Raw genomic sequence first — 26,747 nt, 5'->3', positions numbered from 1 at the left:
AAGGAGCCGATATGAACTCCAGTCGACCTTATCTGGTCCGCGCGCTCTACGAGTGGATTGTTGATAACGATTGTACCCCGCACATGCTGGTTAATTCCGAGTATCCCTCGGTGCAGGTGCCGCAAGGCTTTGCCAGTGATGGCCAGATCGTCCTGAACGTATCGCCACAGGCCGTGCGTCATTTGCACATGGACAACGAGGCGGTGAGCTTCGAAGGCCGCTTCGGTGGGGTGCCGCATACCCTGTACGTGCCTATCGCATCGATCCTGGGTATCTACGCCCGGGAGAATGGCCAGGGCATGGTGTTCGATCTGGAGTCGCCCATGGAGGACGAGGAAGAGATCGAGCCGGATGATGATATTCCGCCTCCGGACAGCGAGCCACCGCGACCTAGCGGGAGACCCAGCTTGAAGGTGGTGAAGTAATAAAAAAGGCGATCCGAAAGGATCGCCTTTTTTATTACTTCACCACCTTCAAGCGTAGGAGCTGTCGAGTGAAACGAGGCTGCGATCTTTTGATGTTGTCTTTTAAGATCAAAAGATCGCAGCCTGCGGCCGCTCCTACAGGAGCGGGGTCAGTCGATGTACTCAAACAGCTTCACAATCTTCTGCACCCCGGAAACCCCTTGCACCAGGTTCGTCGCCTGGGCGGCTTCCTGCTTGGTCAGCAAGCCCAGCAGGTAAACGATGCCGTTCTCGGTGACCACCTTGATGCGCGAGCCGGGGATGTTCGGGTCGGTGAGCATCTGGGTCTTGATCTTGGAGGTCAGCCAGGTGTCGTTCTGGCGGGCAAGGAAGCCGGAGGGTGGCAGGACCTGCAGTTCGTTGTGGACCGTCTTCACCCGCTGGACGGCGGCAGCGGCCTGTTCGGCCTTGGCCTTGAGGTCGGCACGCGGGGTTTGCCCGGCGAGCAGCACGACGCCGTTGAAGCTGGTGACGACAATGTGCGAGTCGTTGTCCAAGGCCGGATCGGCCTTGGCGATGTTGACGCCGACCTTGGTGTCGATCAATGAGTCGTCGATCTTGCTGCCGAAAGTGCGGGTGCCGCGATCATCTTCAATCGGCGCTTCACGGCTGGCATTAACCACCGAAGTGCAGCCGCTGATGCCGAGGCATAGGGTCAGGGCCAGTAGGCCGAGGCGATTAGGGGTCATTCTTCACTCCCGAACAGTTGGCTGTCGATCAAGTCGCAAAGGCAGTGGATCGCCAGCAGGTGGACTTCCTGGATACGTGCGGTGACGTTGGCCGGTACGCGAATCTCGACGTCCTCAGGCAAAAGCAGCGACGCCATGCCGCCGCCATCACGACCGGTCAATGCTACGACAATCATTTCGCGATCATGTGCGGCCTGGATCGCTTGAATTATGTTTGCCGAGTTGCCGCTGGTGGAAATTGCCAGCAGCACATCGCCTGGTTGGCCAAGAGCACGGATCTGTTTGGAGAAAATTTCGTTGTAGCTGTAGTCGTTGGCGATCGAGGTGATCGTCGAGCTGTCCGTCGTCAGCGCAATGGCTGGCAGGCTCGGGCGTTCGCGCTCGAAGCGGTTGAGCAGCTCGGACGAAAAGTGCTGGGCGTCGCCAGCAGAACCGCCATTGCCGCAGGAAAGCATCTTTCCCTCGTTGAGCAAGGCGTTGACCATCACCTGGCTGGCTTGCTCGATGTGCGGTGCAAGTACTTCCATCGCCTGTTGCTTGGTGTCGATACTGGCCTGAAAAAGCTGGCGAATTCGGGATTGCATGTCCATCTGTGTGACCTTAATGAGCGCGGCTGTCCGGCACGTGAATGTGCAGCCTGCAAAGCAAAGAGCAAAAGTGTTGAGTGGTTGTGTCCGGTTCGGGGCGTAGGCAATCAGCTGTCGAAGGCATTTTGCAACCAGTTCAACTGATCGAGGTTGCTGTCGATCGCAACCACGTCGAAGCGGCAAGGGGAGTTAGCCCAGCGCGACTCTCGCTGGAGAAAATACTGCGCGGCAAAAATCAGTTTTTGCCGTTTGCGCTCATCGATGCTATCGAGCGCGCCACCCCATTGAGTGTTTTTTCTGTAGCGAACTTCAACGAATACTACTGTATCGCCCTCTAGCATGACCAGATCAAGCTCGCCGCGTTTACACAACCAGTTCTGCGCCAGTAGCTGCAGGCCGTGTTGCTGAAGATGCTCGAGCGCATGGCGCTCGGCATCTTTACCGCATTGCTGGCGAGACCTTTCAGGCATCAGCGCGGGGTGTTCGGCAAGCGCTGAACCTGACCATTGACGAACTCCGCCCATGGCAATTCACGCACCACCCGCTGGTTCTGGGTCATGCTCAGGCTACCCGATTGACCTTCGATGCGGCTGTCAGGCAGGGCCTTGAGCTGGCCCAGGCGTGGCGCCAGGCGATAGGCGTCCACGCCCATGGCGTACAGGCGACCCAGGCTGCCGGCCGCTTGCGGCCATTGCGCGGTGACCTGGCGACGCAGTGGGTCATTGGCGTTCAGCAGCCATGGGGTTTCGCAAAAACGCACGCCATTCATGTCGTTGTACTGGTTGACGTCACCGCTGGCGCTGAAGACGTGGGACGTGGCGTAGACCGGAACGTCACCCGCGTACTGGAAGTTCAAGGTCGGCTTGATCTGCTGCGCCTGTTGTGGCGTTGCGGCGAGGAAAATGAACTCAATGTCCTGGCGACGCGACGGCTGGGCGGCTACCTGCGAGCCAACAGTGGATTGCAGGCTCTTGGCGCGACCTTCACTCTGGCGCAGCTGGAACATGTCGGCAATCTGCTGGGCGAGTTGAACCGGCTGGTCGACACGCTCGGTGGCGACGATGCTGCCACCATTGGCTTGCCAGTCCTGGCTGAACGCCTTGAGTACGCGGTCGCCCCATTCGCCCTTGGGGACCATGATGGCGGCGCGATGCAAGCCATCGGCGCGAGCGCGACGCGATACTTCGCGGGCTTCGTCTTCGGCGGCCAGGCCAAACTGGAACAGTTGGGCGGGTCCTTGTGCGCCTTCGCTGTAGTTCAGCGCCAGCGTGGTGATAGGCAGTTGTGGTCGGGCGCTGAGCTGTTTGACCAGGGGTTTTTCCAGCGGGCCGACCACCAGTTGCACGCCATCGGCCTGGGCCTTGCGATAGAACTCGTCGAGCGAGGTCAGGCGCGAGCTGTCATAGAACTCGATGGCTGGCGGTTTCTGCCCGGCTTGTTGTGCCTGGTAATGGGCGGCCATGAAGCCTTCGCGCAATGCTTTGCCAACCGACGCCAGCGGGCCGTCCTGCGGCAGGAGCAGGGCGATCTTGCTCAGGGGCTGGCTGGCCAGGTCCTTGAGGTTGGTCAGCGGCAGTGGAAGCTGTTTGGCGGCCGGGTGTTTCGGATTCTGGGCGCGCCAGTTGTCGATCGCCGCCTGCTGCTGTTCCAGGGTGCCGGCAGATTTCACTGCCAGTGCCAGGGCCATCCAGCCGCCAAGATCGTCGGTGGTGGTTGGCTGCAATTGGTCGGTCGGCAGCGAAGCGATCAAGACCCAGATCGCCTCGTGGTTCTTGCTGGCCGCTTCACCGCTTAGCAGTGGGGCGATGAGAATGCGTTCCCGTGCCGCGGCGAGGGTTTGGCCATCGGCTTCAAGGGCGCGGGCGCGAACGGTGCCGGTGCGCACCTGTTGCTCTTCCGGCATTTCACCGAGACGCTGCAGGCTTGGATGACTCAAGGCGGTCAGCGCGGCTTTCGGTTGGTTGCGCGTCATGGCCAGTTCGGCCGCCAGGGTGTTGGCGAAGATCTGCTGGCCCGGCTTGAGTGTTTCCACGGGGACTTGTTGCAGGATCTGCGCGGATTGCCCGGCATTGCCCTGGCGATAGGCCAGGTCGGCTGCGCTCAGGCGCAGCAGCGCCGCGTCTTCCGGCGATTTGCTTTGGGTGGCCTTTTCGAGCAGTTGCTCGATGCTGGCATCCGGGGTCCGTGGAAGTTCGCCAAGGCTGGAGGAGGGCGAGCTGGCGCAAGCCGCCAGCAAGGCAGCGAGGCATAGGGCAGAGAACAGCCGCAGGCAAGCGATCATGTAGTGTTCCTGATACTCGATCAAATTAGCGTGGAATTGTACCCAAGCACTGGCCGGGGCGCGATGTCGGTCGTGCGAATCGACCAATTTAGCGGGTGTAAATGTTGCTGTGCGCCACAAAAGGCCGCAAAAGCGGGTGTTGCTTGCCCGTATCGCGAGCGTCGCTACGCGTTACAATGGCCGTTTTACCGATCATGAGGTGTGCGCTTTGACTGCTCCAGGTGCTTTGAATTCCGCTGCTGGCTCGCTCTATGTGGTGGCGACGCCCATCGGCAACCTGGACGATATCAGTGCCCGGGCGCTGAAGATTCTGCGTGAGGTCGCCTTGATTGCCGCCGAGGACACCCGTCACTCCCAGCGCCTGATGCAGCATTTCGGCATTCCCACGCCCCTGGCTGCCTGTCATGAGCATAACGAGCGTGATGAAGGTAGCCGCTTTATTACCCGCTTGCTCGCGGGTGACGATGTCGCATTGATTTCCGATGCCGGCACGCCGCTGATTTCCGATCCGGGCTATCACCTGGTCCGTCAGGCGCGTGCGGCGGGTATCAACGTGGTGCCGGTGCCGGGGGCTTGTGCGTTGATTGCGGCGCTGTCGGCGGCGGGTTTGCCGTCGGACCGTTTCATCTTCGAAGGCTTTCTGCCGGCCAAGGCGGTGGGACGGCGTGCGCGCCTGGAGCTCATCAAGGAGGAACCGCGCACGCTGATTTTCTATGAGGCGCCGCACCGTATCCTCGAATGCCTGCAGGACATGGAACAGGTGTTTGGTGCCGAACGCCCGGCTTTGCTGGCGCGGGAGCTGACCAAGACGTTCGAAACACTCAAGGGCTTGCCGCTCGCCCAATTGCGCGAGTTCGTCGAGTCGGACAGTAACCAGCAACGTGGCGAGTGTGTGGTGCTGGTGGCGGGGTGGACGGCTCCCGAGGAGGAAGGCGCTGTCAGCAGTGAGGCGATGCGGATCCTCGATCTGTTGCTCGAAGAGATGCCGCTCAAGCGTGCCGCGGCGTTGGCCGCGCAAATTACGGGCGAGCGCAAGAATGTTCTCTATCAGGTCGCGCTGGATAAACAGAAAGGCGATTAAAACCGACGCGCTGGCGTGGCTGGAGGCGTTTATCACTTGTTCTTCCGTCGCTCTGCCGTTAACCTTCGCGGCGGAGAGTCGATCGGACAGTCGCTGCCCTCTATGAAAATTAGGGGGGGGAGGAAAGTCCGGGCTCCATAGGGCGAAGTGCCAGGTAATGCCTGGGAGGCGTGAGCCTACGGAAAGTGCCACAGAAAATAACCGCCTAAGCGCTTCGGCGCCGGTAAGGGTGAAAAGGTGCGGTAAGAGCGCACCGCACGTCTGGCAACAGTTCGTGGCTAGGTAAACCCCACTTGGAGCAAGACCAAATAGGGTCCCAAGGCGTGGCCCGCGCTGGGACCGGGTAGGTTGCTAAAGATGTCCAGTGATGGCCATCGTAGACGAATGACTGTTCAAGACAGAACCCGGCTTACAGATCGACTCTCCACCTTTTTTCTCCCCTCTGCTTAAATCATTGAGCAGGGGCCTGATGATGGCAATTTCCCTCCTTTCTCAAACGTCCGCATTATCACTTTCGTAATACCAAAAAAATCTTACTCTTAATAAATCACTTTAACTTCTGAACGCAGCCCCTTGTGCTGATTCAAGTTATTGGGCGTTTTCATCCGCCTGATCCCGGTTGCTCCCCTCTATATGCTCCTAAATCTCAGTTCTGTAAGGGTTTTCCTTTAAAGCGCGCCTTGACGGTGCGGTGGGCGCATTCCTATAGTGTGCGCAAGTGGCGAAAAGTGGCATGAAGTGGGTTTTTTGAGCTAGAAACGCTAGAATTTGGAGAAACGCTGACGTGTTTCGCGGAGCCAACGCTATCAGTCTCGATGCAAAGGGCCGTCTCGCCATGCCGAGCCGGTACCGTGACGAGCTGGTTTCGCGAAGTTCCGGGCAGTTAATTGTCACAATTGATGCCGTTGATCCGTGTTTGTGTGTTTACCCCCTCGATGAGTGGGAAATTATTGAAACCAAACTGCGCGCACTGCCTTCGCTTCACGAAGCGAACCGTCGTCTGCAACGTTTACTGATTGGTAATGCCGTCGACCTCGAGCTCGATGGCAGTGGTCGTTTTCTGGTTCCGCCGCGTCTTCGTGAATATGCCAAGTTGGATAAGCGCGCGATGCTGGTAGGCCAACTGAACAAGTTCCAATTGTGGGACGAGGATGCCTGGGATGCGGTTGCTGCCGCTGACCTGGCTGCTATTCAAGAACCGGGCGCGATGCCTGACGAACTGCGTGAATTGATCCTGTGACAATAGATAGCGGCTTTAACCACATCACCGTACTGCTTGACGAAGCCGTCGAGGCTCTCGCCGTACGTCCTGATGGCTGCTATCTGGACGGCACGTTCGGACGTGGCGGACACAGCCGGTTGATCCTCAGCCGGCTCGGTCCCGATGGTCGGTTGCTAGGGTTCGACAAAGACCCTCAAGCGATTGCCACCGGGCAGACGCTAGCGGCCGAAGACGGCCGCTTTGTCGTTGTGCAGCGCAGCTTTGCCGAGCTGGGTGCGGAAGTCGCCGCGCGCGGTATGAACGGCAAGGTCAGCGGTGTATTGCTCGACCTGGGCGTCTCTTCGCCACAGCTGGATGACCCGGAGCGCGGTTTCAGCTTCCTCAATGATGGTCCGCTGGACATGCGCATGGACCCGTCCCGCGGGATCAGCGCGGCGGAATTCGTCAACACCGCGCCCGTGGAAGAAATCGCCCGGGTGTTCAAGGAATACGGCGAAGAGCGTTTTTCCGGGCGCATGGCCCGTGCCGTCGCCGAACGTCGCGATATCAAGCCGTTCGAGCGCACTGCCGATCTGGCTGAGGTCCTGAAAGTGGCGAATCCTGCCTGGGAAAAGGGCAAGAACCCGGCAACCCGGGCATTCCAGGGCCTGCGCATTCACGTCAACAACGAACTGGGCGATCTGGAAGCCGGCCTCGAAGCGGCGCTGGAGAGCCTGGAAGTGGGCGGTCGCCTGGTGGTCATCAGCTTCCATTCGCTGGAAGATCGCATCGTCAAGCTGTTCATGCGCAAGCTGGTCAAAGGCGAAGCCGACAACCTGCCGCGCAACCTGCCGGTTCGGCACGTCGCCTTCGAACCGAAAATCAAGATCCATGGCAAAGCGCAGACGGCCTCCGACGCCGAGCTCAAGGCCAACCCACGTTCGCGCAGTGCTGTCATGCGTGTGGCGGAGAAGCTGCGGTGAGCAAGCTTTTCGCCAAGCCACTGCCCGGCGGAAGCTTTTTCATGCTGCTGTTGTTCGTTGGCGTGCTCGTGTCGGCCATAGGCGTGTCCTACAGCGCACACTGGAACCGTCAGTTGCTGAACGCGTTGTACAACGAGTTGAGCGTACGCGATAAGGCGCAGGCCGAATGGGGGCGCTTGATTCTCGAACAAAGTACCTGGACCGCCCATAGCCGTATCGAAGTGCTGGCCACCGAACAACTGAAAATGCGCATTCCCGGTGCCGCCGAAGTGCAGATGGTGGCGCCATGATGAAACTCGAAGGTGCTCTTTTTCCATGGCGCTTCCGCCTGGTGCTGGGTCTGCTCGGCGTCATGGTGGCGGCGATCGCCTGGCGCATCATTGACCTGCAAGTGGTCGACCGTGCTTTTCTCAAAGGCCAGGGCGATGCGCGCAGCGTTCGGCATATTCCGATCCCGGCTCACCGTGGCCTGATCACCGACCGAAATGGCGAACCTCTGGCCGTGAGTACGCCGGTCACCACCTTGTGGGCCAATGCCAAGGAAATGCAGCTGGCCAAGGAAAAATGGCCAGCACTGGCTGCCGCGCTGGGGCAAGACCCCAAGGCCCTGGCCGAGCGCCTTGAGGCACAGGCCAACAAGGAGTTCATTTATCTGGTGCGCGGGCTGACGCCTGAGCAAGGCCAGGCCGTACTCGACCTGAAAGTGCCGGGTGTCTACGGGATCGAAGAGTTCCGCCGTTTCTACCCGGCTGGTGAGGTCACGGCCCATATGGTCGGCTTTACCGACATCGATGACCACGGACGCGAAGGTGTCGAGCTGGCCTACGATGAATGGCTGGCCGGGGTCCCCGGCAAACGACAAGTGATCAAGGACCGGCGCGGCCGGTTGATCAAGGATGTCCAGGTCACCAAAAACGCCAAGGCCGGCAAGCCCTTGGCGTTGTCCATTGACCTGCGCCTGCAATACCTGGCCAACCGTGAGTTGCGCAACGCGATCATCGAGAACGGCGCCAAGGCCGGCAGCCTGGTGATCATGGACGTGAAGACCGGCGAAATCCTCGCCATGGTCAACCAGCCGACCTACAACCCGAACAACCGCCGCAACCTGCAACCGGCGATGATGCGTAACCGCGCGATGATCGACGTGTTCGAACCGGGTTCGACCATGAAGGCGATCTCCATGAGCGCCGCGATCGAAACCGGGCGCTGGAAACCGAGCGATACCGTCGAGGTGTATCCGGGTTCCTTGCAGATCGGCAAGTACACCATCAAGGACGTATCCAAGTCCGAAGGGCCGGTGCTCGACCTGGCTGGCATCCTGATCAATTCCAGTAACGTCGGCATGAGCAAGATCGCGTTCGATATCGGTGGCGAGACGATTTTCCGCCTCGCTCAGAAGGTCGGTCTGGGCCAGGATACCGGCCTCGGCTTCCCGGGCGAGCGTGTTGGCAACCTGCCGAACTACCGCGACTGGCGCAAGGCTGAAACCGCCACGCTGTCCTACGGCTACGGTGTTTCCGTGACGGCGATCCAGTTGGTTCACGCGTTCTCGGCGTTGGCCAACAACGGTCGCCTCGCGCCACTGACATTGATCAAGACCGACAAGGCGCCGCAGACCACCCAGGTGCTCCCGGAAGCCGTCGCGAAGACCATGCAAGGCATGCTGCAGCAAGTGATCGAAGCGCCGCGCGGTGTATTCCGTGCACAGGTGCCGGCCTATCACGTGGGCGGCAAGTCGGGTACCGCGCGTAAAACGTCGGTCGGTACCAAAGGCTACGCCGAGAACTCCTACCGCTCGCTGTTCGCCGGTTTCGGCCCGATGAGCGATCCACGCTACGCCATCGTGGTGGTGATCGACGAGCCGACCAAGGCTGGTTACTTCGGTGGCCTGGTCTCTGCGCCAGTGTTCAGCCGCGTGATGTCCGGCACCCTGCGTCTGATGAACATCACCCCGGACAACCTGCCACCTACCCAACAAGCGAACGCAGCGCCGGTCGTTCCACTGAAAGCCAATGGAGGGCGCGGCTGATGTCTCTGAGCCTGAACAAGATATTCCCCCACGCCGGCCACGATCTGTTGATCCGTGAGTTGGCGCTCGACAGCCGCAACGTACGCGCCGGTGACTTGTTCCTCGCGGTGCCAGGCGGCAAGTTCGATGGCCGTGCGCACATTGCCGATGCGCTTGCGCGCGGCGCGTCGGCCGTAGCTTATGAAGTGGAAGGCGCCACGGTGCTGCCAATCACTGACGTGCCGCTGATTCCGGTCAAGGGGCTGGCGGCGCAGTTGTCGGACATCGCCGGGCGCTTTTACGGCGAGCCGAGCCATCACCTGAAACTGGTGGGCGTGACCGGCACCAACGGCAAGACCAGCGTGACCCAACTGGTGGCCCAGGCGCTGGACCTGCTGGGCCAGCACTGCGGCATTGTCGGCACCCTTGGCTGTGGTTTTCATGGCGCGTTGGAAAGCGGCCTGCACACCACGCCCAACCCGATTGCAGTGCAAGCGACCCTGGGCGACCTGAAAAAAGCCGGGGCCAAGGCGGTTGCCATGGAGGTCTCGTCCCACGGTCTGGACCAGGGGCGTGTCACCGCGCTGGCATTCGATGTTGCCGTGATGACCAACCTGTCCCGCGACCACCTGGATTACCACGGCACCATGCAGGCCTATGGCGAAGCCAAGGCCAAGCTGTTTGCCTGGAACGATCTTAAATGCCGGGTAATCAACCTCGACGATGACTTCGGCCGGCAACTGGCCGCCGACAAACGCGAATCGCGGCTGATCACCTACAGCCTGCTCGACAGCAGCGCTTATCTCTATTGCCGCCAGGCGCAGTTCGACGACGAAGGCGTGCGTGCCACGCTGGTCACGCCCCAGGGCGAACACCACCTGCGCAGTACATTGCTGGGTCGTTTCAACTTGAGCAACGTGTTGGCCGCGATTGGCGCCTTGCTCGGTCTGGATTACGCCCTGGACGAAATCCTCAAGGTGCTGCCGCAACTTGAAGGCCCGGCCGGACGCATGCAACGCCTGGGCGGTGGTACCCAGCCGTTGGTGGTGGTCGATTACGCCCACACCCCGGACGCACTGGAAAAAGTCCTGACGGCCCTGCGTCCTCACGTCAAAGGTCGGCTGCTGTGCCTGTTCGGCTGTGGCGGCGATCGCGATCGTGGCAAGCGTCCATTGATGGCCGAAGTGGTCGAGCGTCTGGCCGATGGTGTGTTGGTCACCGACGACAACCCGCGTACTGAAGATCCATCGGTGATTTTCGACGACATCCGTGCAGGCTTCACCGCTGTGGATAAAGTGACCTTCGTTGCCGGCCGTGGCCAGGCGATTGCGCAGTTGATCGCGGGTGCATCGGCCGATGACGTGATTGTCCTGGCCGGTAAAGGTCATGAGGACTATCAGGAAATCAATGGCGAACGCCATGCCTTTTCCGATCTGGTCGAGGCCGATCACGCCTTGACCGCGTGGGAGGTGGCCCATGCTTAAAGCCTTGAAACTGAGCGAACTGACCGGCGCGCTGAATGGGCGGTTGATCGCCGCTGATGCGAGCTTCGACGGGGTCAGCATTGACAGTCGTGCAATCAAACCGGGCCAGCTGTTCATCGCCTTGGCCGGTCCGCGCTTCGATGGCCATGACTATCTCAATGAAGTCGCCGCCAAAGGTGCCGTGGCAGCCCTGGTCGAGCGTGAAGTCGCCGACAGCACGCTGCCGCAATTGCTGGTGAGCGATACCCGCCAGGCATTGGGGCAACTGGGCGCGCTCAATCGCGCGGCATTCACCCAGCCAGTCGCCGCCATCACCGGTTCCAGTGGCAAGACCACGGTCAAGGAAATGCTCGCGAGCATCCTGCGCACCCGCGGTCCCGTGTTGGCAACCCGCGGCAACCTGAACAACGACCTCGGCGCTCCGTTGACCCTGCTCGAACTGGCACCGGAGCACAGCGCCGCCGTGATCGAGCTCGGTGCTTCGCGCCTGGGTGAAATTGCTTATACCGTGGGCCTGACCAAGCCCCATGTGGCCATCCTCAACAATGCCGGAACCGCCCATGTCGGCGAGTTCGGCGGGCCGGAAAAAATCGTCGAAGCCAAGGGCGAGATCATTGATGGGCTCGATGCCAATGGCGTCGCCGTACTCAATCTCGACGACAAGGCGTTCGACATCTGGAAGGCCCGCGCTGGCGAACGCAAGGTACTGACCTTCGCCCTGAGCAATGTCAGTGCCGATTTCTACGCCAGTGACCTGGCGACCGATGCGCGTGGTTGCCCGGCGTTCAACCTGCACAGTCCTGAAGGTGAGGAGCGCGTTCAACTGAACCTGCTCGGCACTCATAACGTTGCCAATGCCATGGCTGCTGCGGCTGCCGCCCATGCCCTGGGCGTGTCGCTGTTCGGCATCGCCACCGGCCTCGGAGCGGTGCAACCGGTCAAGGGTCGTACCGTCGCGCAACTGGCCAGCAATGGCATGCGCGTGATCGATGACACTTATAACGCGAACCCCACCTCCATGTGCGCTGCCGTTGATATACTGGCCGGCTTTTCCGGTCGCACCGTCCTGGTGCTCGGGGATATCGGCGAGTTGGGCGATTGGGCAGAGCAGGGGCACCGCGATGTGGGCGAGTACGCCCGTGGCAAGGTTTCTGCGCTGTACGCCGTCGGACCGATGATGGTTCACGCCGTCAACGCCTTCGGCCCCCAAGCCTTTCACTTCAGCACACAGGCTGAACTGATCAAGGCGCTGGGCGCCGAGCAAGACACAAACACCACTATTTTGATCAAGGGCTCGCGCAGCGCTGCGATGGAAAACATCGTTGCCGCTTTGTGCGGGTCCAGTCCGGAGAAACATTAATGCTGCTGCTGCTAGCGGAGTATCTGCAACAGTTCTACAAAGGCTTCGCGGTCTTCCAGTACCTGACCCTGCGCGGGATTCTCGGTGTGCTGACCGCGCTGGTCTTGTCGCTGTGCTATGGCCCGTGGATGATCCGCACCCTGCAGAACCGTCAGATCGGCCAGTCCGTTCGCAACGACGGCCCGCAATCGCACTTGTCCAAGTCCGGCACCCCAACCATGGGTGGCGCGCTGATCCTGTCGTCGATTGGTGTCAGCACCCTGTTGTGGGCCGACCTGACCAACCGTTATGTCTGGGTTGTGCTGTTGGTGACCCTGCTGTTTGGTGCCATCGGTTGGGTCGACGACTACCGCAAAGTAATCGAAAAGAATTCCCGTGGCTTGCCGAGCCGCTGGAAGTATTTCTGGCAATCGGTGTTCGGCCTGGGCGCGGCGATCTTCCTTTATATGACTGCCGCCACCCCGGTGGAAACTACACTGATCCTGCCAATGCTCAAGGACTACAGCATCCCGCTGGGCGCAGGCTTCATCGTGCTGACCTATTTCGTGATCGTGGGTTCGAGCAACGCGGTCAACCTGACCGACGGCCTCGACGGCCTGGCGATCATGCCGACCGTGATGGTCGGTGGTGGCCTGGGGATCTTCTGCTACCTGTCGGGTAACGTGAAATTCGCTGAATACCTGCTGATCCCTTATGTACCGGGCGCGGGTGAGTTGATCGTGTTCTGCGGCGCGCTGATCGGCGCTGGCCTGGGCTTCCTGTGGTTCAACACCTACCCGGCACAAGTCTTCATGGGTGATGTCGGCGCATTGGCGTTGGGCGCGGCGCTGGGCACCATCGCGGTGATCGTTCGCCAGGAAATCGTCTTGTTCATCATGGGCGGCGTGTTCGTGATGGAAACCCTGTCAGTCGTCATTCAGGTTGCTTCCTTTAAGCTGACCGGTCGCCGTGTGTTCCGCATGGCACCGATTCACCACCACTTTGAACTCAAGGGCTGGCCCGAGCCACGCGTGATTGTCCGTTTCTGGATCATCACCGTGATTCTCGTGCTGATTGGCCTTGCCACCCTGAAACTGAGGTAGAAACTCGTGTCCCTGATCGCGTCTGACCACTTCCGCATCGTTGTCGGCCTCGGCAAGAGCGGCATGTCCCTGGTTCGCTTCCTGGCGAACCGGGGCGTGGCGTTTGCAGTGGCCGATACGCGGGAGAATCCACCGGAACTGGCCACGCTCAAGCGTGACTACCCGCAGGTGGAAGTGCGTTGTGGCGAGTTGGACGTCGAGTTCCTGTGTCGTGCCGACGAGCTCTACGTGAGCCCCGGCCTGGCACTGGCGACCCCGGCGCTGCAGGCCGCCGCTGCCCGTGGCGTGAAATTGTCCGGCGACATCGAACTGTTCGCGCGTAACGCGAAGGCGCCAATCGTGGCCATCACCGGTTCCAACGCGAAGAGCACCGTGACCACCCTGGTCGGCGAGATGGCCGCTGCGGCGGGCAAGCGTGTGGCCGTCGGTGGCAACCTGGGTACGCCAGCGCTGGATCTGCTCAACGACGACATCGAGTTGTACGTGATGGAGCTGTCGAGTTTCCAACTGGAAACCACCGATCAACTCAACGCCGAAGTGGCGACCGTGCTCAACATCAGCGAAGACCACATGGACCGCTACAGCGGCCTGCCGGCCTATCACCTGGCCAAGCACCGGATCTTCCGCGGTGCCAGGCAGTTCGTGGTCAACCGCCAGGACGCCTTGAGCCGGCCACTGATCGGCGAGGGTCAACCATGCTGGACTTTCGGCCTGAACAAGCCTGACTTCAAGGCTTTCGGGATCCGCGAAGAAGGTGGCGAGAAATACCTGGCCTTTGAATTCCAGAACCTGATGCCAGTGCGCGAATTGAAAGTTCGCGGTGCCCATAACCAGTCCAACGCCCTGGCGGCCTTGGCACTCGGTCACGCCGTCGGCTTGCCGTTTGACGCCATGCTGTCGGCCCTGCGCAATTTCGCCGGGCTCGAGCATCGTTGCCAATGGGTCCGTGACCTGGATGGCGTGGGCTATTACAACGATTCCAAAGCCACCAATGTCGGTGCCGCGCTGGCGGCCATCGAAGGCCTGGGCGCGGACATCGACGGCAAAGTCGTGCTGATCGCCGGTGGCGACGGCAAGGGTGCCGAATTCAAGGACCTGCGTGATCCCGTGGCGGCCAACTGCCGCGCCGTGATCCTCATGGGCCGCGACAGCGACAAGATCGGCCAGGCCATCGGCGATGCCGTACCGCTGATTCGTGCGGGCTCCCTGGTCGAAGCCGTCGAGCAATGCCGCGCCACTGCGCAACCGGGCGACGTGGTGCTGCTGTCGCCGGCGTGCGCCAGTTTCGACATGTTCAAGAACTACGAAGATCGTGGTCACCAATTCGTCCAAGCCGTGGAGGAACTGGCATGAGTCTTCGAGGCATCATCAAGCCGTACCCATCGCCACTGATCACCGGGCGCGGTATCGACCTCGACTTCCCGATGCTTGCCGGTTGCCTGACGCTGCTCGGCCTGGGGCTGGTCATGATTGCATCGGCCTCCACCGAAGTGGCGGCCGTCCAGTCGGGCAGTGCCCTGTATTACATGATTCGCCACCTCATCTACGTGGTGCTGGGCCTGGGTGCCTGCATCGTCACCATGATGATCCCGATCGCCACCTGGCAACGCCTGGGTTGGTTGATGCTGCTGGGTGCCTTCGGTTTGCTGGTGATGGTGATCATCCCGGGGATCGGCCGTGAGGTGAACGGTTCGATGCGCTGGATCGGCTTCAGCTTCTTCAACGTTCAGCCTTCCGAGATCGCCAAGGTGTTCGTGGTGATCTACCTCGCCGGTTATCTGGTGCGTCGCCAGAAAGAAGTGCGTGAAAGCTGGATGGGTTTCTTCAAGCCATTCATCGTGCTGCTGCCGATGGCGGGCCTTTTGCTGATGGAGCCGGACTTCGGCGCCACGGTCGTGATGATGGGCGCTGCTGCGGCGATGCTGTTCCTCGGCGGGGTCGGGCTGTTCCGGTTTTCCCTGATGGTGGTCCTGGCGGTCGGGGCGGTGGTGTTGCTGATCCAGATGCAGCCGTATCGAATGGCGCGCCTGACCAACTTTGCCGACCCATGGGCCGATCAGTTCGGTGCCGGCTATCAGCTGTCCCAGGCGTTGATCGCTTTCGGTCGCGGCGAGTGGCTGGGTGTCGGCCTGGGCAACAGCGTGCAGAAACAGTTCTACCTGCCGGAAGCCCACACCGACTTCGTATTCTCGGTCCTGGCCGAAGAGCTGGGTGCCGTGGGTTCCCTGTGCACCGTGGCGCTGTTCGTCTTCGTTTGTATTCGCGGCATGTACATCGGCTTGTGGGCCGAAAAGGCCAAGCAGTTCTTCGCCGCCTACGTCGCCTACGGTTTGTCGTTCCTGTGGATCGGGCAGTTCCTGATCAACATCGGCGTGAACGTCGGCCTTCTGCCGACCAAGGGCCTGACGCTGCCGTTCCTCAGCTATGGCGGCAGTTCGCTGGTGATTTGCTGTGCCTGCCTGGGTTTGTTGCTGCGCATCGAGTGGGAGAGTCGAACCCACCTGGGCAGCGAAGAGATGGAGTTCCATGAGAGCGACTTCGCCGAGGAGCCGAACCATGGGCGCTAACGTACTGATCATGGCCGGCGGCACCGGGGGGCACGTGTTCCCGGCCTTGGCCTGTGCCCGCGAATTCCAGTCCCGCGGCTACACCGTGCACTGGCTGGGCACGCCGCGCGGCATCGAGAACGAACTGGTTCCGGCGGCCGGCATCGAACTGCATCGGATCAACGCCAGCGGTTTGCGCGGCAAGGGCAAGTTGTCCCTGCTCAAGGCGCCGTTCATGTTGCTCAAGTCGGTCTGGCAGGCGCGGGCGATCATTCGTCGTTTGCAGCCGGCTTGCGTGGTGGGCTTTGGTGGTTATGTGACCGGTCCTGGCGGTGTCGCAGCCAAACTGGCCGGTGTGCCGGTGATCGTTCACGAACAGAACGCCGTGGCCGGTACCGCCAATCGGTTGCTCGTGCCGTTGGCCGCCCGGGTCTGTGAAGCGTTCCCCGACACCTTTACCCTGTCGAGCAGCCGACGGACCACCGGTAACCCGGTGCGCACCGAGCTGTTCCTCGAAACACCGCGACCAGCCCTGGCCGGTCGCAAGGCGCGTTTGCTGATCCTGGGCGGAAGCCTGGGCGCAGAACCGTTGAACAAGCTGCTGCCTGAAGCCCTGTCGCAAGTCCCCGTCGACCTGCGCCCGGACGTGTTCCATCAGGCCGGCAAAAACCACGATGAAGTGACTGCGCAGCGCTACCTCGCGGCTGGCGTCGAGGCGCAAGTGCAGCCGTTCATCAAAGACATGGCCCAAGCCTATGGCTGGGCCGACCTGGTGGTATGTCGCGCAGGTGCGCTGACCATCAGTGAACTGGCCGCCGCCGGTCTGCCCTCGATGCTGGTGCCTTTGCCCCACGCGATCGACGATCACCAGACCCGCAACGCCGATTATTTGGCCCGTGAAGGCGCTGCCTTCCTGATGCCGCAAAGAACGACCGGTGCAGCGGATCTTGCCGCGCGCCTGACAGAGGTCCTGATGCAACCACAACGACTCAACGATATGGCCACTGCGGCCCGCCGCCTGGCCAAACCCGATGCCACCCGTAACGTGGTCGATACCTGCCTGGAGGTGGCCCATGGTTGAGAATCAGAAAGCCATGCCGCAACCGGAAATGCGCCGCATCCGTCGCATCCACTTCGTCGGGATCGGCGGCGTGGGCATGTGCGGTATTGCCGAGGTGTTGCTGAACCTGGGCTACGAAGTGTCCGGTTCCGACCTCAAGGCTTCGCCCGTCACCGAGCGCCTGGAATCTTTCGGCGCGCAGATTTTCATCGGTCACCGCGCCGAGAACGCTGCCGCGGCCGATGTGCTGGTGGTGTCCAGCGCCGTGAACACCTCCAACCCGGAAGTCGCCACCGCGCTGGAACGTCGTATCCCGGTCGTGCCTCGGGCGGAAATGCTCGCCGAGCTGATGCGTTATCGCCACGGCATCGCCGTTGCCGGTACCCACGGCAAGACCACCACCACCAGCCTGATCGCCTCCGTCTTCGCCGCCGGCGGCCTGGACCCGACGTTCGTCATCGGTGGCCGCCTGAATGCAGCTGGCACCAATGCCCAGCTCGGTACCAGCCGCTACCTGATCGCCGAAGCCGACGAAAGCGACGCCAGCTTCCTGCACTTGCAGCCGCTGGTGGCCGTGGTCACCAACATCGACGCCGACCACATGGCGACCTACGACGGTGACTTCAACAAATTGAAGAAAACCTTCGTCGAGTTCCTGCATAACCTGCCTTTCTACGGCCTGGCGGTGGTGTGCCTGGACGATCCGGTGGTGCGTGAAATCCTCCCGCAGGTCAAGCGTCCGACCGTCACCTACGGCTTCGGCGAAGACTGCGACGTGCGCGCCATCAATGTGCGCCAGCAAGGCATGCAGACGTTCTTCACCGTGCTGCGCCCTGACCGCGAGCCACTGGATGTCTCGGTGAACATGCCGGGCAACCACAACGTATTGAACGCCCTGGCAACCATCTGCATCGCCACCGACGAGGGCGTCAGCGATGAAGCCATCGTCCAGGGCCTGTCCGGGTTCCAGGGTGTTGGCCGACGCTTCCAGGTCTACGGCGAACTGCCGGTGGACGGTGGCCAGGTGATGCTGGTGGACGATTACGGTCACCACCCGACCGAAGTCGCCGCGGTGATCAAGGCCGTGCGCGGCGGCTGGCCGGAGCGTCGCCTGGTGATGGTCTACCAGCCGCACCGTTACAGCCGTACGCGCGACCTGTACGACGACTTCGTCAATGTACTGGCCGACGCCAACGTCCTGCTGCTGATGGAAGTCTATCCGGCTGGTGAAGAACCGATCCCTGGTGCCGACAGCCGCAAGCTGTGCAACAGCATCCGCCAGCGTGGCCAGCTCGACCCGATCTACATCGAGCGCGGTGTCGACCTCGCGCCGCTGGTCAAGCCGCTGTTGCGTGCCGGTGACATCCTGCTGTGCCAGGGCGCCGGTGATATCGGCGGTCTCGCACCGAAACTGTTGAAAAGTGAGTTGTTCGCCGGTGCCGTCGTTGCATCGGTGGAGGGGAAGTTGAAATGACTGCTGCCTACGCCAACCTCGCCAGCACCGTCGCGCCGAAAGACTTCGGCCGCGTCGCCGTGATGTTCGGCGGCAAGAGTGCCGAACGCGAAGTGTCACTGAAGTCGGGTAACGCCGTTCTCGATGCGCTGCTCAGTGCAGGCGTGGATGCGTTCGGCCTCGACGTCGGCGATGACCTGTTGCAGCGTCTGCTGAACGAAAAGATCGATCGCGCCTTCATCATCCTCCACGGCCGTGGCGGTGAAGACGGCAGCATGCAGGGCCTGCTTGAGTGCCTGGGGATTCCCTACACCGGCAGCGGCATCCTCGCCTCGGCGCTGGCCATGGACAAGCTGCGCACCAAGCAGGTCTGGCACAGCCTGGGCATTCCGACGCCACGTCACGCGGTACTGAGTAGCGAAGCCGATTGTATTTCGGCGGCGACGGAACTGGGCTTCCCTTTGATCGTCAAACCGGCCCATGAAGGTTCAAGTATCGGGATGGCCAAAGTGAGTTCCGCGTCTGAATTGATCGACGCCTGGAAAGCGGCCAGTACCTACGATTCGCAAGTGTTGGTCGAGCAATGGATTCACGGTCCGGAGTTCACCATCGCCACCCTGCGTGACCAGGTGTTGCCTCCAATTGCCCTGGGCACGACGCACAGTTTCTACGACTACGACGCCAAGTACATCGCCAACGATACCCAGTACCGCATTCCGTGCGGCCTGGACAGCGCCAAGGAAAAGGAACTCATGGACCTCACGGCGAAAGCCTGTGAAGCCTTGGGTATCGCCGGTTGGGGCAGGGCGGACGTAATGCAGGACGCCGAGGGGCAATTCTGGTTCCTGGAGGTCAACACGGCACCGGGCATGACCGATCACAGCCTGGTGCCGATGGCCGCCCGTGCTGCCGGCCTGGATTTCCAGCAATTGGTTTTGGCCATTCTGGCCGAGAGCTTCGGCAAGCAAGAGCCGCGAGGTTAAGACCATGCAAGGCGCACAGTTGAGACATCAGCCTCCCGCACCCGGCCGCAAGCCGGTGCCGCGGGGTGCCAGCCGAATGGTGGCCAAAGAGCCGATGTCCGCGCGCCTGCCGAAAGCCAACTTTGGCTTTGTCAAAGCGCTGTTCTGGCCAGTGCTGCTGGTCGCGTTGGGGTTCGGTACTTATGAGGGCGCGCAGCGTTTATTGCCGTACGCCGATCGACCGATCACCAAGATCGCGGTGCAGGGCGACCTGAGCTACATCAGCCAGCAAGCGGTGCAGCAGCGAATCGCCCCGTTCGTGGCGGCGAGCTTCTTTACCATCGACCTTGAGAGCATGCGCACCGAGCTTGAAACGATGCCATGGATTGCCCACGCCGAAGTGCGCAGGGTGTGGCCGGATCAAGTGGTGATTCGCCTGGAAGAACAACTGCCGGTGGCCCGTTGGGGCGACGAATCGCTGCTGAATAACCAGGGGCAGGCGTTTACCCCGCGCGAGCTGGCCAACTACGAACACTTGCCGCAGTTGTTTGGTCCGCAGCGGGCCCAACAGCAGGTGATGCAGCAATATCAGGTACTGAGCCAGTTGCTCAGGCCATTGGGCTTCTCGATTGCGCGCCTGGAGTTGCGTGAACGAGGCAGCTGGTTCCTGACGACCGGCCCTGGCAGTGCCGGGCCCGGGATCGAACTGCTGCTGGGACGCGGCAACCTGGTGGAAAAGATGCGCCGTTTCATTGCCATCTATGACAAGACGCTCAAAGAGCAGATTACGAACATTGCGCGCATCGATCTGCGCTACGCCAACGGCCTCGCTGTTGGCTGGCGGGAACCAGTAGCGCCGACGACAGCCCAACCCGCTGTCGCGAAGAATTAAGAGAGGCAGGACCCCATGGCAAACGTGCAAAGCGGCAAAATGATCGTCGGTCTCGATATCGGCACCTCCAAGGTGGTGGCGCTGGTCGGCGAGGTCGCGGACGACGGCACGCTGGAAATCGTCGGGATCGGCACCCATCCGTCCCGAGGCCTGAAGAAAGGCGTGGTGGTGAACATCGAGTCCACCGTGCAGTCGATCCAGCGCGCCATCGAAGAAGCGCAGCTGATGGCTGGCTGCCGTATCCACTCGGCGTTTGTCGGCGTGGCCGGCAACCATATCCGCAGCCTGAACTCCCACGGCATCGTGGCAATTCGTGATCGCGAAGTCAGCTCCGCCGACCTTGAGCGCGTACTCGACGCCGCCCAGGCCGTGGCGATCCCGGCTGACCAGCGGGTGCTGCACACCTTGCCGCAGGATTACGTGATCGATAACCAGGAAGGCGTCCGCGAGCCACTGGGCATGTCCGGTGTGCGCCTGGAAGCCAAGGTCCACGTGGTCACCTGCGCCGTCAACGCCGCACAGAACATTGAAAAATGTGTGCGTCGCTGCGGCCTGGAAATCGACGACATCATCCTCGAGCAACTCGCTTCGGCTTATTCCGTGCTGACCGACGACGAGAAAGAGCTGGGCGTGTGCCTGGTGGACATCGGTGGCGGCACCACCGACATCGCGATCTTCACCGAAGGCGCGATCCGTCACACCGCGGTGATCCCGATTGCGGGCGACCAGGTGACCAACGACATCGCGATGGCGTTGCGCACTCCGACCCAGTACGCCGAAGAAATCAAGATCCGCTACGCCTGTGCCCTGGCCAAACTGGCGGGCGCCGGTGAAACCATCAAGGTCCCGAGCGTCGGCGACCGTCCGCCGCGCGAGCTGTCCCGCCAGGCCTTGGCCGAAGTGGTCGAGCCGCGTTACGACGAACTGTTCACGCTGATCCAGGCGGAGCTGCGTCGCAGTGGCTACGAAGACCTGATCCCGGCCGGCATCGTGCTGACTGGCGGTACCGCGAAGATGGAAGGCGCCACTGAACTGGCCGAGGAAATCTTCCACATGCCGGTGCGCCTGGGCGTGCCCCACGGCGTCAAGGGCCTGGATGACGTGGTGCGCAACCCGATCTATTCCACGGGCGTTGGCCTGTTGATGTACGGCCTGCAGAAGCAATCCGACGGCATCTCGTTCTCGGGTATCGGTAGCCGCGACAGCTTCAGCAACGAAGAACCCAAAGGTGCCTTGCTCGATCGCATCAAGAGCTGGGTCCAGGGCAATTTCTAAGATTTACCGCAGCACCGCAACACCGTTGTAGATACAGGCAGTAGGCGAAAAAACTAGAGAACGTAAAGGAGAGGGAAAATGTTCGAACTCGTAGACAACATCCCCGCAAGCCCGGTTATTAAAGTTATCGGTGTCGGCGGTGGCGGCGGCAATGCCGTGAATCACATGGTCAAGAGCAACATTGAAGGCGTCGAGTTCATCTGCGCCAACACTGATGCCCAGGCGCTCAAGAGCATTGGCGCGCGGACCATCCTGCAACTGGGTACCGGCGTGACCAAAGGCCTGGGCGCGGGTGCCAACCCTGAAGTAGGTCGTCAGGCCGCTCTCGAAGATCGTGAGCGCATTGCCGAAGTCCTGCAGGGCACCAACATGGTGTTCATCACCACTGGCATGGGCGGTGGTACCGGTACCGGTGCTGCGCCGATCATTGCCGAAGTGGCCAAGGAAATGGGGATTCTCACCGTTGCGGTGGTGACCCGTCCGTTCCCGTTCGAAGGTCGCAAGCGCATGCAGATCGCCGATGAAGGCATCCGCCTGCTGTCGGAAAGCGTCGACTCGTTGATCACCATTCCGAACGAGAAGCTGCTGACCATCCTCGGTAAGGACGCCAGCCTCTTGTCGGCTTTCGCCAAGGCTGACGATGTACTGGCCGGTGCCGTTCGCGGTATTTCCGACATCATCAAGCGCCCGGGCATGATCAACGTCGACTTTGCCGACGTCCGTACCGTGATGAGCGAAATGGGCATGGCGATGATGGGCACTGGCTGCGCCAGCGGTCCGAACCGTGCACGCGAGGCCACCGAAGCGGCCATTCGCAACCCGTTGCTCGAAGACGTGAACCTGCAAGGTGCACGCGGCATCCTGGTGAACATCACCGCCGGTCCTGACCTGTCCCTGGGTGAGTACTCCGACGTGGGTAGCATCATCGAAGCCTTCGCTTCCGAGCACGCCATGGTCAAGGTCGGTACCGTTATCGATCCAGACATGCGCGACGAGCTGCACGTGACTGTCGTTGCTACCGGTTTGGGCGCTAAAATCGAGAAGCCGGTGAAGATCATCGACAATACCGTCCACACGTCGATGGCTTCCCAGCCGCAACAACAGGCCCCTGTTCGTCAAGAAGCTCCAGCGGTGAACTACCGTGACCTGGACCGTCCGACCGTCATGCGCAACCAGGCCCAGGCCGGTGCTGCGGCTGCCGCGAAGATGAATCCGCAAGATGATCTGGACTACCTGGACATCCCGGCATTCCTGCGTCGTCAGGCCGATTGATGAAATGTATCAGGGCTATGAAGGTGATTGGTGTTCAGCAAAGGCGTGGTCTGCTATCATCGCCAGCCTTTGTTGATACCAGTTCGCAATTTGCGCTGAAGCGGCCCAAGCCATGATTAAACAACGCACACTGAAAAATATTATCCGTGCCACAGGTGTAGGTCTGCACTCCGGGGAGAAGGTATACCTGACCCTCAAGCCTGCGCCGATCGACACCGGCATTGTGTTTTGTCGTGCCGACCTCGATCCCGTGGTGCAGATCCCTGCACGCGCAGAAAACGTTGGCGAAACCACCATGTCGACCACGCTGGTCAACGGTGACGTCAAAGTGGATACGGTGGAGCACTTGCTCTCGGCCATGGCTGGCCTGGGCATCGATAACGCCTACGTCGAGCTCTCCGCGTCCGAAGTCCCGATCATGGATGGCAGCGCTGGACCTTTCGTATTCCTGATTCAGTCGGCTGGCCTGGAAGAGCAGGACGCCGCCAAGAAGTTCATCCGCATCCTGCGTGAAGTGACTGTGGAAGACGGCGACAAGCGCGCCACTTTCGTCCCTTTCGAAGGTTTCAAGGTGAGCTTCGAGATCGATTTCGATCACCCGGTTTTCCGTGACCGCACACAAAGTGCAAGCGTGGATTTTTCCAGCACTTCGTTCGTAAAAGAAGTCAGCCGCGCCCGTACCTTTGGTTTCATGAGTGACATCGAGTACCTGCGCAAGCACAACCTCGCACTCGGCGGCAGCGTTGAAAACGCTATTGTGGTCGACGCTGATGGTGTATTGAACGAAGACGGCCTTCGCTACGAAGACGAATTCGTGAAACACAAGATCCTCGATGCAATTGGTGACCTCTACCTGCTGGGCAATAGCCTGATTGGTGAGTTCAAGGGCTTCAAGTCCGGCCACGCACTGAACAACCAGCTGCTGCGCAAGTTGATTGAGCAGACAGATGCCTGGGAAGTCGTGACGTTCGAAGACGCCAGCACCGCACCGATCTCTTACATGCGCCCTGTAGCGGCCGTGTAAGTAAAAAACCTCTCTAGTTTTTTAAAGGCTGCCTTCGGGTGGCCTTTTTTTATGTGTGCGGATGTTCATCGCTATCCACTACAAGGCTACCACCCTATTGCGCCCGGTCTCCTTGGCTTGATACAGCGCTTTGTCGGCGGCGAACATCAGCACCTCCAGGTTGATGTCGGAGCAGGCATTCCAGGTGCTGATGCCAATGCTCACGGTAATCGGCGAGTCGGTTCCGTCGATCGGCGGTAGCTGCTCGACGGCCTCACGAATGCGCTCGGCGATCTGTTGTGCGCCCGCCATATCGGTTTCCGGCAGGACCACCGAAAACTCCTCGCCACCGTAGCGCGCGACCAGGTCGGCAGGCCGTCTTACGTGGGTGCGCAACACATTGGATACTGCGCGCAAGGCCTCATCGCCGGCTTGATGGCCATGACGATCGTTGAAGGCCTTGAAGTGATCGGCGTCGATCATCAGCAGCGACAATGGCTTGCCGGAACGCTGGGCGCGAAACCACTCATGACGCAACGTCTGGTCCAGCGTGCGGCGGTTCGCCAGCCCGGTCAAGGCGTCGGTGGCGGCCAGTTGCGCCAGTTCCAGTTCGGCGTGGTGGCGCAGGCGCAGTTCGCGGCAGAGCAACCAGGTCAGCCACAGCAGGCACGCACACAGCGCAATTGTGGCCAGGCTGACCACCAGCGCCGTGCGTTGCCATGAAGCAAACACTTCTGCGCCCGACAGCGCCACGATAACAATCAGCGGCAGATTGCCAACCTGGGAAAATGTGTAGAGCCGTTGATCCTGGTAGCGACTCGAGACACTGCTGAAGCTGCCGTTGCCTTCCTTGACGATGCGCTGGAAGTTGGGGCGGCTGCTGAAGTCCGAGCCGGTCAGGTCTTCGCCCATGCGTGGGACTTGGGCGAGGAGAATTCCATCCTTGTTGATCAGGCTGATCGAGCTGTCAGGACCGATATTCAGGCTGTTGAACAGCTGTTCGAAGTAGCTCAGGCGCATGGCCGCTTCGGCGACCCCAAGGAACTCGCCCTGGGCGCCACTGATTCGGCGGCTGAAGCTGATGCGCCATTCGTTGTTGACCAACTGGGACTGAAAAGGACGGCTGATGAACATGCCCGGGTCGCTGTTGTTCACGTGGGACAGGAAATACTCGCGGTCGGCAAAGTTGCCTGCCCTGGGTTCTCGCGAAGCCGAGTCGGCGACTACGTTGCCCTGCTGGTCGAGCAACAGGATGTCACCCTTGTACGGCGCCGCGGTGGCGCGATCGAACAAGGCCAGGTGACGGATCTGCGGGGAAACGTGCATGAGGTCCTCACGACGCGAGGCCGCGATCAAGCCGAGCAAGGAGACGTCATAGAGCTCGACGTTGCGCAGGACGTCGGCTTCGATCAATTGCACGATGTTGGCCGCGGAGCGACTGGCTGACAGTTCGGCATTGGCGCGTTCACGCACCAGCAGGAACGCCACGATGCCGAGGATGGCAATCACCATCAAGACGCTGCCGACAATCACCAATCGCTCGGAACGCGTGGATGGGGTTGTGGGGTGAAATGTCGCGCTGCGCTCGCTCATGGTTCTGGCTTCTGCTGTCTAGGCGTCGGGAACATTCTTTTACAAGAATCGGGCAGTGTCCCGGACACCCGTCATATCCACCGCCTCCCTGCGCACTCCGGATAAAAAAAGGCCAGCAAAACGTGCCGGCCTTTTGTTTACTGAAGCTTAGAAGACATTGAGCGGGTAGTCGAAAATCACCCGGTATTCGTCAGTGTCCTGATCCAGTGCGCCATAACCGTTGCCACCCCGGTTGGTTGCCCATTGCAGGCGTAGGGCAAGGTTTTTCGCCTGGCCAGCCTGGACCACGTACTTGAGCTCGATGTCGCGCTCCCAGTGCCTGGCGTTTTTGCCATCGGCGCTATACCAAGCGCTGTACCCTGGGCTGTCTGGATCGACTTTGGTCAGGTCCAGCTTGCCTCGGGAGTAGGACAGCGCGCAGGTCAGTCCCGGCAGGCCGAGTCCGACAAAGTCATAGGCGTACTTGAGTTTCCATGAGCGTTCGTTGGGGCCGTTGAAGTCCGAGTATTGCTGGGAGTTGTCGAGGAATACGCTATCACCCTGGCTGATGTAGTCGAATGGGGTGTTGCCATTGACTCGCTGGTAAGCAGTGGTGACGCTGTGATTGCCGATGCCGAGGGTGAAATGCAGGCTGTAGGTGTTGTTATCGATGTGGCCGAGCAGCGCGTCACCGGTGTCTTGCGTGTGATAGAAGTGCAGGCCTGGGTTGAGGCTGACCACCTCGTTGAGCGCATAGGTGTAATCGAGGTCGTAGTAGTACTGGTTCCAAATGTCCTTGAGCTCGGCGGCATACAGGCTGCTGCTCAAGCCGGGCAGACTGCTCCAGGCCACGCCTGCCCAGTTGAGATGGCGACTCTCGTCACCTTCGGCCAAGGTGCCGTAGGACGTACCGATGCGGGTATGGCCGCTTTGGTTATACGGCTTGGTGAAGCTCGCTTGCCCACCCTCTATCAGCCAGCCGTCGAAGCTGTGGTTGGTCAGGCTGACGCCGCGAAACGTCTGCGGCAACATGCGGGTCTCACCGCCGGCAATCACCGGATTGGCGAGAAACAGGTCACCGGCCTTCAATTCGGTATCGAAGGCACGCATTTTCAGGGTGCCGCCTGCGGTGGAGAACGAGCCCGGTGCTTTGCCGTTGCCATCGCTGACCGGCAGGATGCTCGAATTGTCCGTGCCGCCACCACCGTCTAGCTTGAGCCCGAGCATCGCATGGGCGTCGAAGCCGAACCCGACGCGACCTTCAGTGAAGCCCGACTCGAAGATACCCAGGAAACCCTGGCCCCATTCAATATTGTCATCAGCCTGCTGCTGGCGGTTGCGGTTCATGTAGTAGTTGCGCGCGTTGAGGGTGAGGCTGGCGTCTTCGGCGAAACCATGGGCAGCTGAATTGTCGGTGGCGTGAGCATTGGCCGTCATCGTTGCAGCGATTGCAACGAACAGCGCAGGTGAACTGAGTGGGAAACGCACGGGG

24 protein-coding genes and 1 other RNA gene are annotated in these 26,747 nt (G+C 60.8%); 19 read left to right on the top strand and 6 right to left on the bottom strand.

Annotated features, from left to right (window positions below; all coding sequences use genetic code 11):
- Positions 1-11: 11 nt before the first annotated feature.
- On the top strand, positions 12-425 hold the full coding sequence (locus CGA21_RS10275; RefSeq protein ID WP_007943725.1) for a ClpXP protease specificity-enhancing factor: 414 nt from the start codon (positions 12-14) through the stop codon (positions 423-425).
- Positions 426-574: 149 nt separating this feature from the next.
- Here the strand turns inward: CGA21_RS10275 and CGA21_RS10270 are convergent, their stop codons facing one another.
- The 4 genes from CGA21_RS10270 to CGA21_RS10255 all read right to left on the bottom strand — a co-directional run bounded on the left by CGA21_RS10270 (position 575) and on the right by CGA21_RS10255 (position 4,021).
- Positions 575-1,153 (bottom strand): BON domain-containing protein, encoded by a 579-nt coding sequence (locus tag CGA21_RS10270; RefSeq protein ID WP_008147477.1) that lies wholly within the window; start codon positions 1,151-1,153, stop codon positions 575-577.
- Entirely contained in the window at positions 1,150-1,743 is a 594-nt protein-coding gene (locus CGA21_RS10265) for a phosphoheptose isomerase (protein WP_007972584.1), read from the bottom strand. The genes CGA21_RS10270 and CGA21_RS10265 overlap by 4 nt, the downstream gene beginning before the upstream one ends.
- A 104-nt stretch (positions 1,744-1,847) precedes the next feature.
- The gene (locus tag CGA21_RS10260) at positions 1,848-2,210 is read right to left on the bottom strand and encodes a YraN family protein (RefSeq protein ID WP_020800838.1); all 363 of its coding nucleotides are present in this window, start codon (positions 2,208-2,210) and stop codon (positions 1,848-1,850) included.
- Positions 2,210-4,021, bottom strand: coding sequence for a penicillin-binding protein activator (locus tag CGA21_RS10255; protein ID WP_188264150.1), 1,812 nt, complete (start codon positions 4,019-4,021; stop codon positions 2,210-2,212). Before CGA21_RS10255 ends, CGA21_RS10260 begins: the two co-directional genes overlap by 1 nt.
- Before the next feature lie 208 nt (positions 4,022-4,229).
- Between CGA21_RS10255 and rsmI the strand changes: the two genes are divergently transcribed.
- The 18 genes from rsmI to lpxC all read left to right on the top strand — a co-directional run bounded on the left by rsmI (position 4,230) and on the right by lpxC (position 23,704).
- Complete coding sequence (gene rsmI / locus CGA21_RS10250; RefSeq protein WP_110751598.1) at positions 4,230-5,102, top strand: 16S rRNA (cytidine(1402)-2'-O)-methyltransferase; 873 nt, start codon at positions 4,230-4,232, stop codon at positions 5,100-5,102.
- 74 nt (positions 5,103-5,176) lie between these two features.
- An RNA gene (rnpB, locus tag CGA21_RS10245) (RNase P RNA component class A) lies at positions 5,177-5,530 on the top strand.
- A gap of 356 nt (positions 5,531-5,886) precedes the next feature.
- The gene (gene mraZ / locus CGA21_RS10240) at positions 5,887-6,342 is read left to right on the top strand and encodes a division/cell wall cluster transcriptional repressor MraZ (protein WP_033040298.1); all 456 of its coding nucleotides are present in this window, start codon (positions 5,887-5,889) and stop codon (positions 6,340-6,342) included.
- The gene (gene rsmH / locus CGA21_RS10235) at positions 6,339-7,286 is read left to right on the top strand and encodes a 16S rRNA (cytosine(1402)-N(4))-methyltransferase RsmH (protein WP_008060265.1); all 948 of its coding nucleotides are present in this window, start codon (positions 6,339-6,341) and stop codon (positions 7,284-7,286) included. Before mraZ ends, rsmH begins: the two co-directional genes overlap by 4 nt.
- Positions 7,283-7,576 carry a cell division protein FtsL gene (gene ftsL, locus CGA21_RS10230; protein ID WP_008060267.1) on the top strand — a complete coding sequence of 98 codons (294 nt, stop codon included), beginning with the start codon at positions 7,283-7,285 and terminating at the stop codon, positions 7,574-7,576. Before rsmH ends, ftsL begins: the two co-directional genes overlap by 4 nt.
- On the top strand, positions 7,576-9,315 hold the full coding sequence (locus CGA21_RS10225) for a peptidoglycan D,D-transpeptidase FtsI family protein (protein ID WP_177411645.1): 1,740 nt from the start codon (positions 7,576-7,578) through the stop codon (positions 9,313-9,315). The genes ftsL and CGA21_RS10225 overlap by 1 nt, the downstream gene beginning before the upstream one ends.
- Positions 9,315-10,778, top strand: a complete 1,464-nt coding sequence (locus CGA21_RS10220) for a UDP-N-acetylmuramoyl-L-alanyl-D-glutamate--2,6-diaminopimelate ligase (protein WP_188264149.1) — start codon at positions 9,315-9,317, stop codon at positions 10,776-10,778. Before CGA21_RS10225 ends, CGA21_RS10220 begins: the two co-directional genes overlap by 1 nt.
- Positions 10,771-12,138: a UDP-N-acetylmuramoyl-tripeptide--D-alanyl-D-alanine ligase gene (locus CGA21_RS10215; RefSeq protein ID WP_110751604.1), complete on the top strand. Its 1,368-nt coding sequence runs from the start codon at positions 10,771-10,773 to the stop codon at positions 12,136-12,138. The genes CGA21_RS10220 and CGA21_RS10215 overlap by 8 nt, the downstream gene beginning before the upstream one ends.
- Positions 12,138-13,220: a phospho-N-acetylmuramoyl-pentapeptide-transferase gene (gene mraY / locus CGA21_RS10210; RefSeq protein WP_008016698.1), complete on the top strand. Its 1,083-nt coding sequence runs from the start codon at positions 12,138-12,140 to the stop codon at positions 13,218-13,220. The genes CGA21_RS10215 and mraY overlap by 1 nt, the downstream gene beginning before the upstream one ends.
- A gap of 6 nt (positions 13,221-13,226) precedes the next feature.
- On the top strand, positions 13,227-14,573 hold the full coding sequence (gene murD, locus CGA21_RS10205; protein ID WP_110751606.1) for a UDP-N-acetylmuramoyl-L-alanine--D-glutamate ligase: 1,347 nt from the start codon (positions 13,227-13,229) through the stop codon (positions 14,571-14,573).
- Positions 14,570-15,787 (top strand): putative lipid II flippase FtsW, encoded by a 1,218-nt coding sequence (gene ftsW / locus CGA21_RS10200; protein WP_008060279.1) that lies wholly within the window; start codon positions 14,570-14,572, stop codon positions 15,785-15,787. Before murD ends, ftsW begins: the two co-directional genes overlap by 4 nt.
- Positions 15,777-16,847, top strand: coding sequence for an undecaprenyldiphospho-muramoylpentapeptide beta-N-acetylglucosaminyltransferase (gene murG, locus CGA21_RS10195; protein ID WP_020800849.1), 1,071 nt, complete (start codon positions 15,777-15,779; stop codon positions 16,845-16,847). Before ftsW ends, murG begins: the two co-directional genes overlap by 11 nt.
- Entirely contained in the window at positions 16,840-18,300 is a 1,461-nt protein-coding gene (gene murC, locus CGA21_RS10190) for a UDP-N-acetylmuramate--L-alanine ligase (RefSeq protein WP_020800850.1), read from the top strand. The genes murG and murC overlap by 8 nt, the downstream gene beginning before the upstream one ends.
- The gene (locus CGA21_RS10185; protein ID WP_188264148.1) at positions 18,297-19,262 is read left to right on the top strand and encodes a D-alanine--D-alanine ligase; all 966 of its coding nucleotides are present in this window, start codon (positions 18,297-18,299) and stop codon (positions 19,260-19,262) included. Before murC ends, CGA21_RS10185 begins: the two co-directional genes overlap by 4 nt.
- Before the next feature lie 4 nt (positions 19,263-19,266).
- Positions 19,267-20,133, top strand: a complete 867-nt coding sequence (locus CGA21_RS10180; RefSeq protein ID WP_110751610.1) for a cell division protein FtsQ/DivIB — start codon at positions 19,267-19,269, stop codon at positions 20,131-20,133.
- A 15-nt stretch (positions 20,134-20,148) separates the two neighbouring features.
- Positions 20,149-21,408 (top strand): cell division protein FtsA, encoded by a 1,260-nt coding sequence (gene ftsA / locus CGA21_RS10175; protein ID WP_008060298.1) that lies wholly within the window; start codon positions 20,149-20,151, stop codon positions 21,406-21,408.
- Positions 21,409-21,486: 78 nt separating this feature from the next.
- Positions 21,487-22,680, top strand: coding sequence for a cell division protein FtsZ (gene ftsZ, locus CGA21_RS10170; protein WP_110751612.1), 1,194 nt, complete (start codon positions 21,487-21,489; stop codon positions 22,678-22,680).
- Between the two features lie 112 nt (positions 22,681-22,792).
- Positions 22,793-23,704, top strand: a complete 912-nt coding sequence (gene lpxC / locus CGA21_RS10165) for a UDP-3-O-acyl-N-acetylglucosamine deacetylase (RefSeq protein WP_008060300.1) — start codon at positions 22,793-22,795, stop codon at positions 23,702-23,704.
- A gap of 78 nt (positions 23,705-23,782) precedes the next feature.
- Here lpxC and CGA21_RS10160 read toward each other — a convergent pair whose 3' ends face one another.
- Positions 23,783-25,276 (bottom strand): sensor domain-containing diguanylate cyclase, encoded by a 1,494-nt coding sequence (locus tag CGA21_RS10160; protein WP_110751618.1) that lies wholly within the window; start codon positions 25,274-25,276, stop codon positions 23,783-23,785.
- Positions 25,277-25,423: 147 nt separating this feature from the next.
- A complete protein-coding gene (locus CGA21_RS10155; protein ID WP_223194097.1) occupies positions 25,424-26,692 on the bottom strand; it encodes an OprD family porin in 1,269 nt (422 codons plus the stop codon).
- Positions 26,693-26,747 lie beyond the last annotated feature (55 nt).

It is taken from the genome of Pseudomonas sp. PSB11 (assembly GCF_014596605.1).
GTDB lineage: Bacteria > Pseudomonadota > Gammaproteobacteria > Pseudomonadales > Pseudomonadaceae > Aquipseudomonas > Aquipseudomonas umsongensis.
This window is presented reverse-complemented; position numbering and strand designations above follow the sequence as displayed.

Bases quoted from the DNA above. Each gene is read 5' to 3' on its own strand.
- CGA21_RS10275 (WP_007943725.1), top strand. From the start codon at position 12: ATGAACTCCAGTCGACCTTATCTGGTCCGCGCGCTCTACGAGTGGATT.
- CGA21_RS10270 (WP_008147477.1), bottom strand. From the start codon at position 1,153: ATGACCCCTAATCGCCTCGGCCTACTGGCCCTGACCCTATGCCTCGGC.
- CGA21_RS10265 (WP_007972584.1), bottom strand. From the start codon at position 1,743: ATGGACATGCAATCCCGAATTCGCCAGCTTTTTCAGGCCAGTATCGAC.
- CGA21_RS10260 (WP_020800838.1), bottom strand. From the start codon at position 2,210: ATGCCTGAAAGGTCTCGCCAGCAATGCGGTAAAGATGCCGAGCGCCAT.
- CGA21_RS10255 (WP_188264150.1), bottom strand. From the start codon at position 4,021: ATGATCGCTTGCCTGCGGCTGTTCTCTGCCCTATGCCTCGCTGCCTTG.
- CGA21_RS10225 (WP_177411645.1), top strand. From the start codon at position 7,576: ATGAAACTCGAAGGTGCTCTTTTTCCATGGCGCTTCCGCCTGGTGCTG.
- CGA21_RS10220 (WP_188264149.1), top strand. From the start codon at position 9,315: ATGTCTCTGAGCCTGAACAAGATATTCCCCCACGCCGGCCACGATCTG.
- CGA21_RS10215 (WP_110751604.1), top strand. From the start codon at position 10,771: ATGCTTAAAGCCTTGAAACTGAGCGAACTGACCGGCGCGCTGAATGGG.
- mraY (WP_008016698.1), top strand. From the start codon at position 12,138: ATGCTGCTGCTGCTAGCGGAGTATCTGCAACAGTTCTACAAAGGCTTC.
- ftsW (WP_008060279.1), top strand. From the start codon at position 14,570: ATGAGTCTTCGAGGCATCATCAAGCCGTACCCATCGCCACTGATCACC.
- murG (WP_020800849.1), top strand. From the start codon at position 15,777: ATGGGCGCTAACGTACTGATCATGGCCGGCGGCACCGGGGGGCACGTG.
- murC (WP_020800850.1), top strand. From the start codon at position 16,840: ATGGTTGAGAATCAGAAAGCCATGCCGCAACCGGAAATGCGCCGCATC.
- CGA21_RS10185 (WP_188264148.1), top strand. From the start codon at position 18,297: ATGACTGCTGCCTACGCCAACCTCGCCAGCACCGTCGCGCCGAAAGAC.
- CGA21_RS10180 (WP_110751610.1), top strand. From the start codon at position 19,267: ATGCAAGGCGCACAGTTGAGACATCAGCCTCCCGCACCCGGCCGCAAG.
- ftsA (WP_008060298.1), top strand. From the start codon at position 20,149: ATGGCAAACGTGCAAAGCGGCAAAATGATCGTCGGTCTCGATATCGGC.
- ftsZ (WP_110751612.1), top strand. From the start codon at position 21,487: ATGTTCGAACTCGTAGACAACATCCCCGCAAGCCCGGTTATTAAAGTT.
- lpxC (WP_008060300.1), top strand. From the start codon at position 22,793: ATGATTAAACAACGCACACTGAAAAATATTATCCGTGCCACAGGTGTA.
- CGA21_RS10160 (WP_110751618.1), bottom strand. From the start codon at position 25,276: ATGAGCGAGCGCAGCGCGACATTTCACCCCACAACCCCATCCACGCGT.
- CGA21_RS10155 (WP_223194097.1), bottom strand. From the start codon at position 26,692: ATGACGGCCAATGCTCACGCCACCGACAATTCAGCTGCCCATGGTTTC.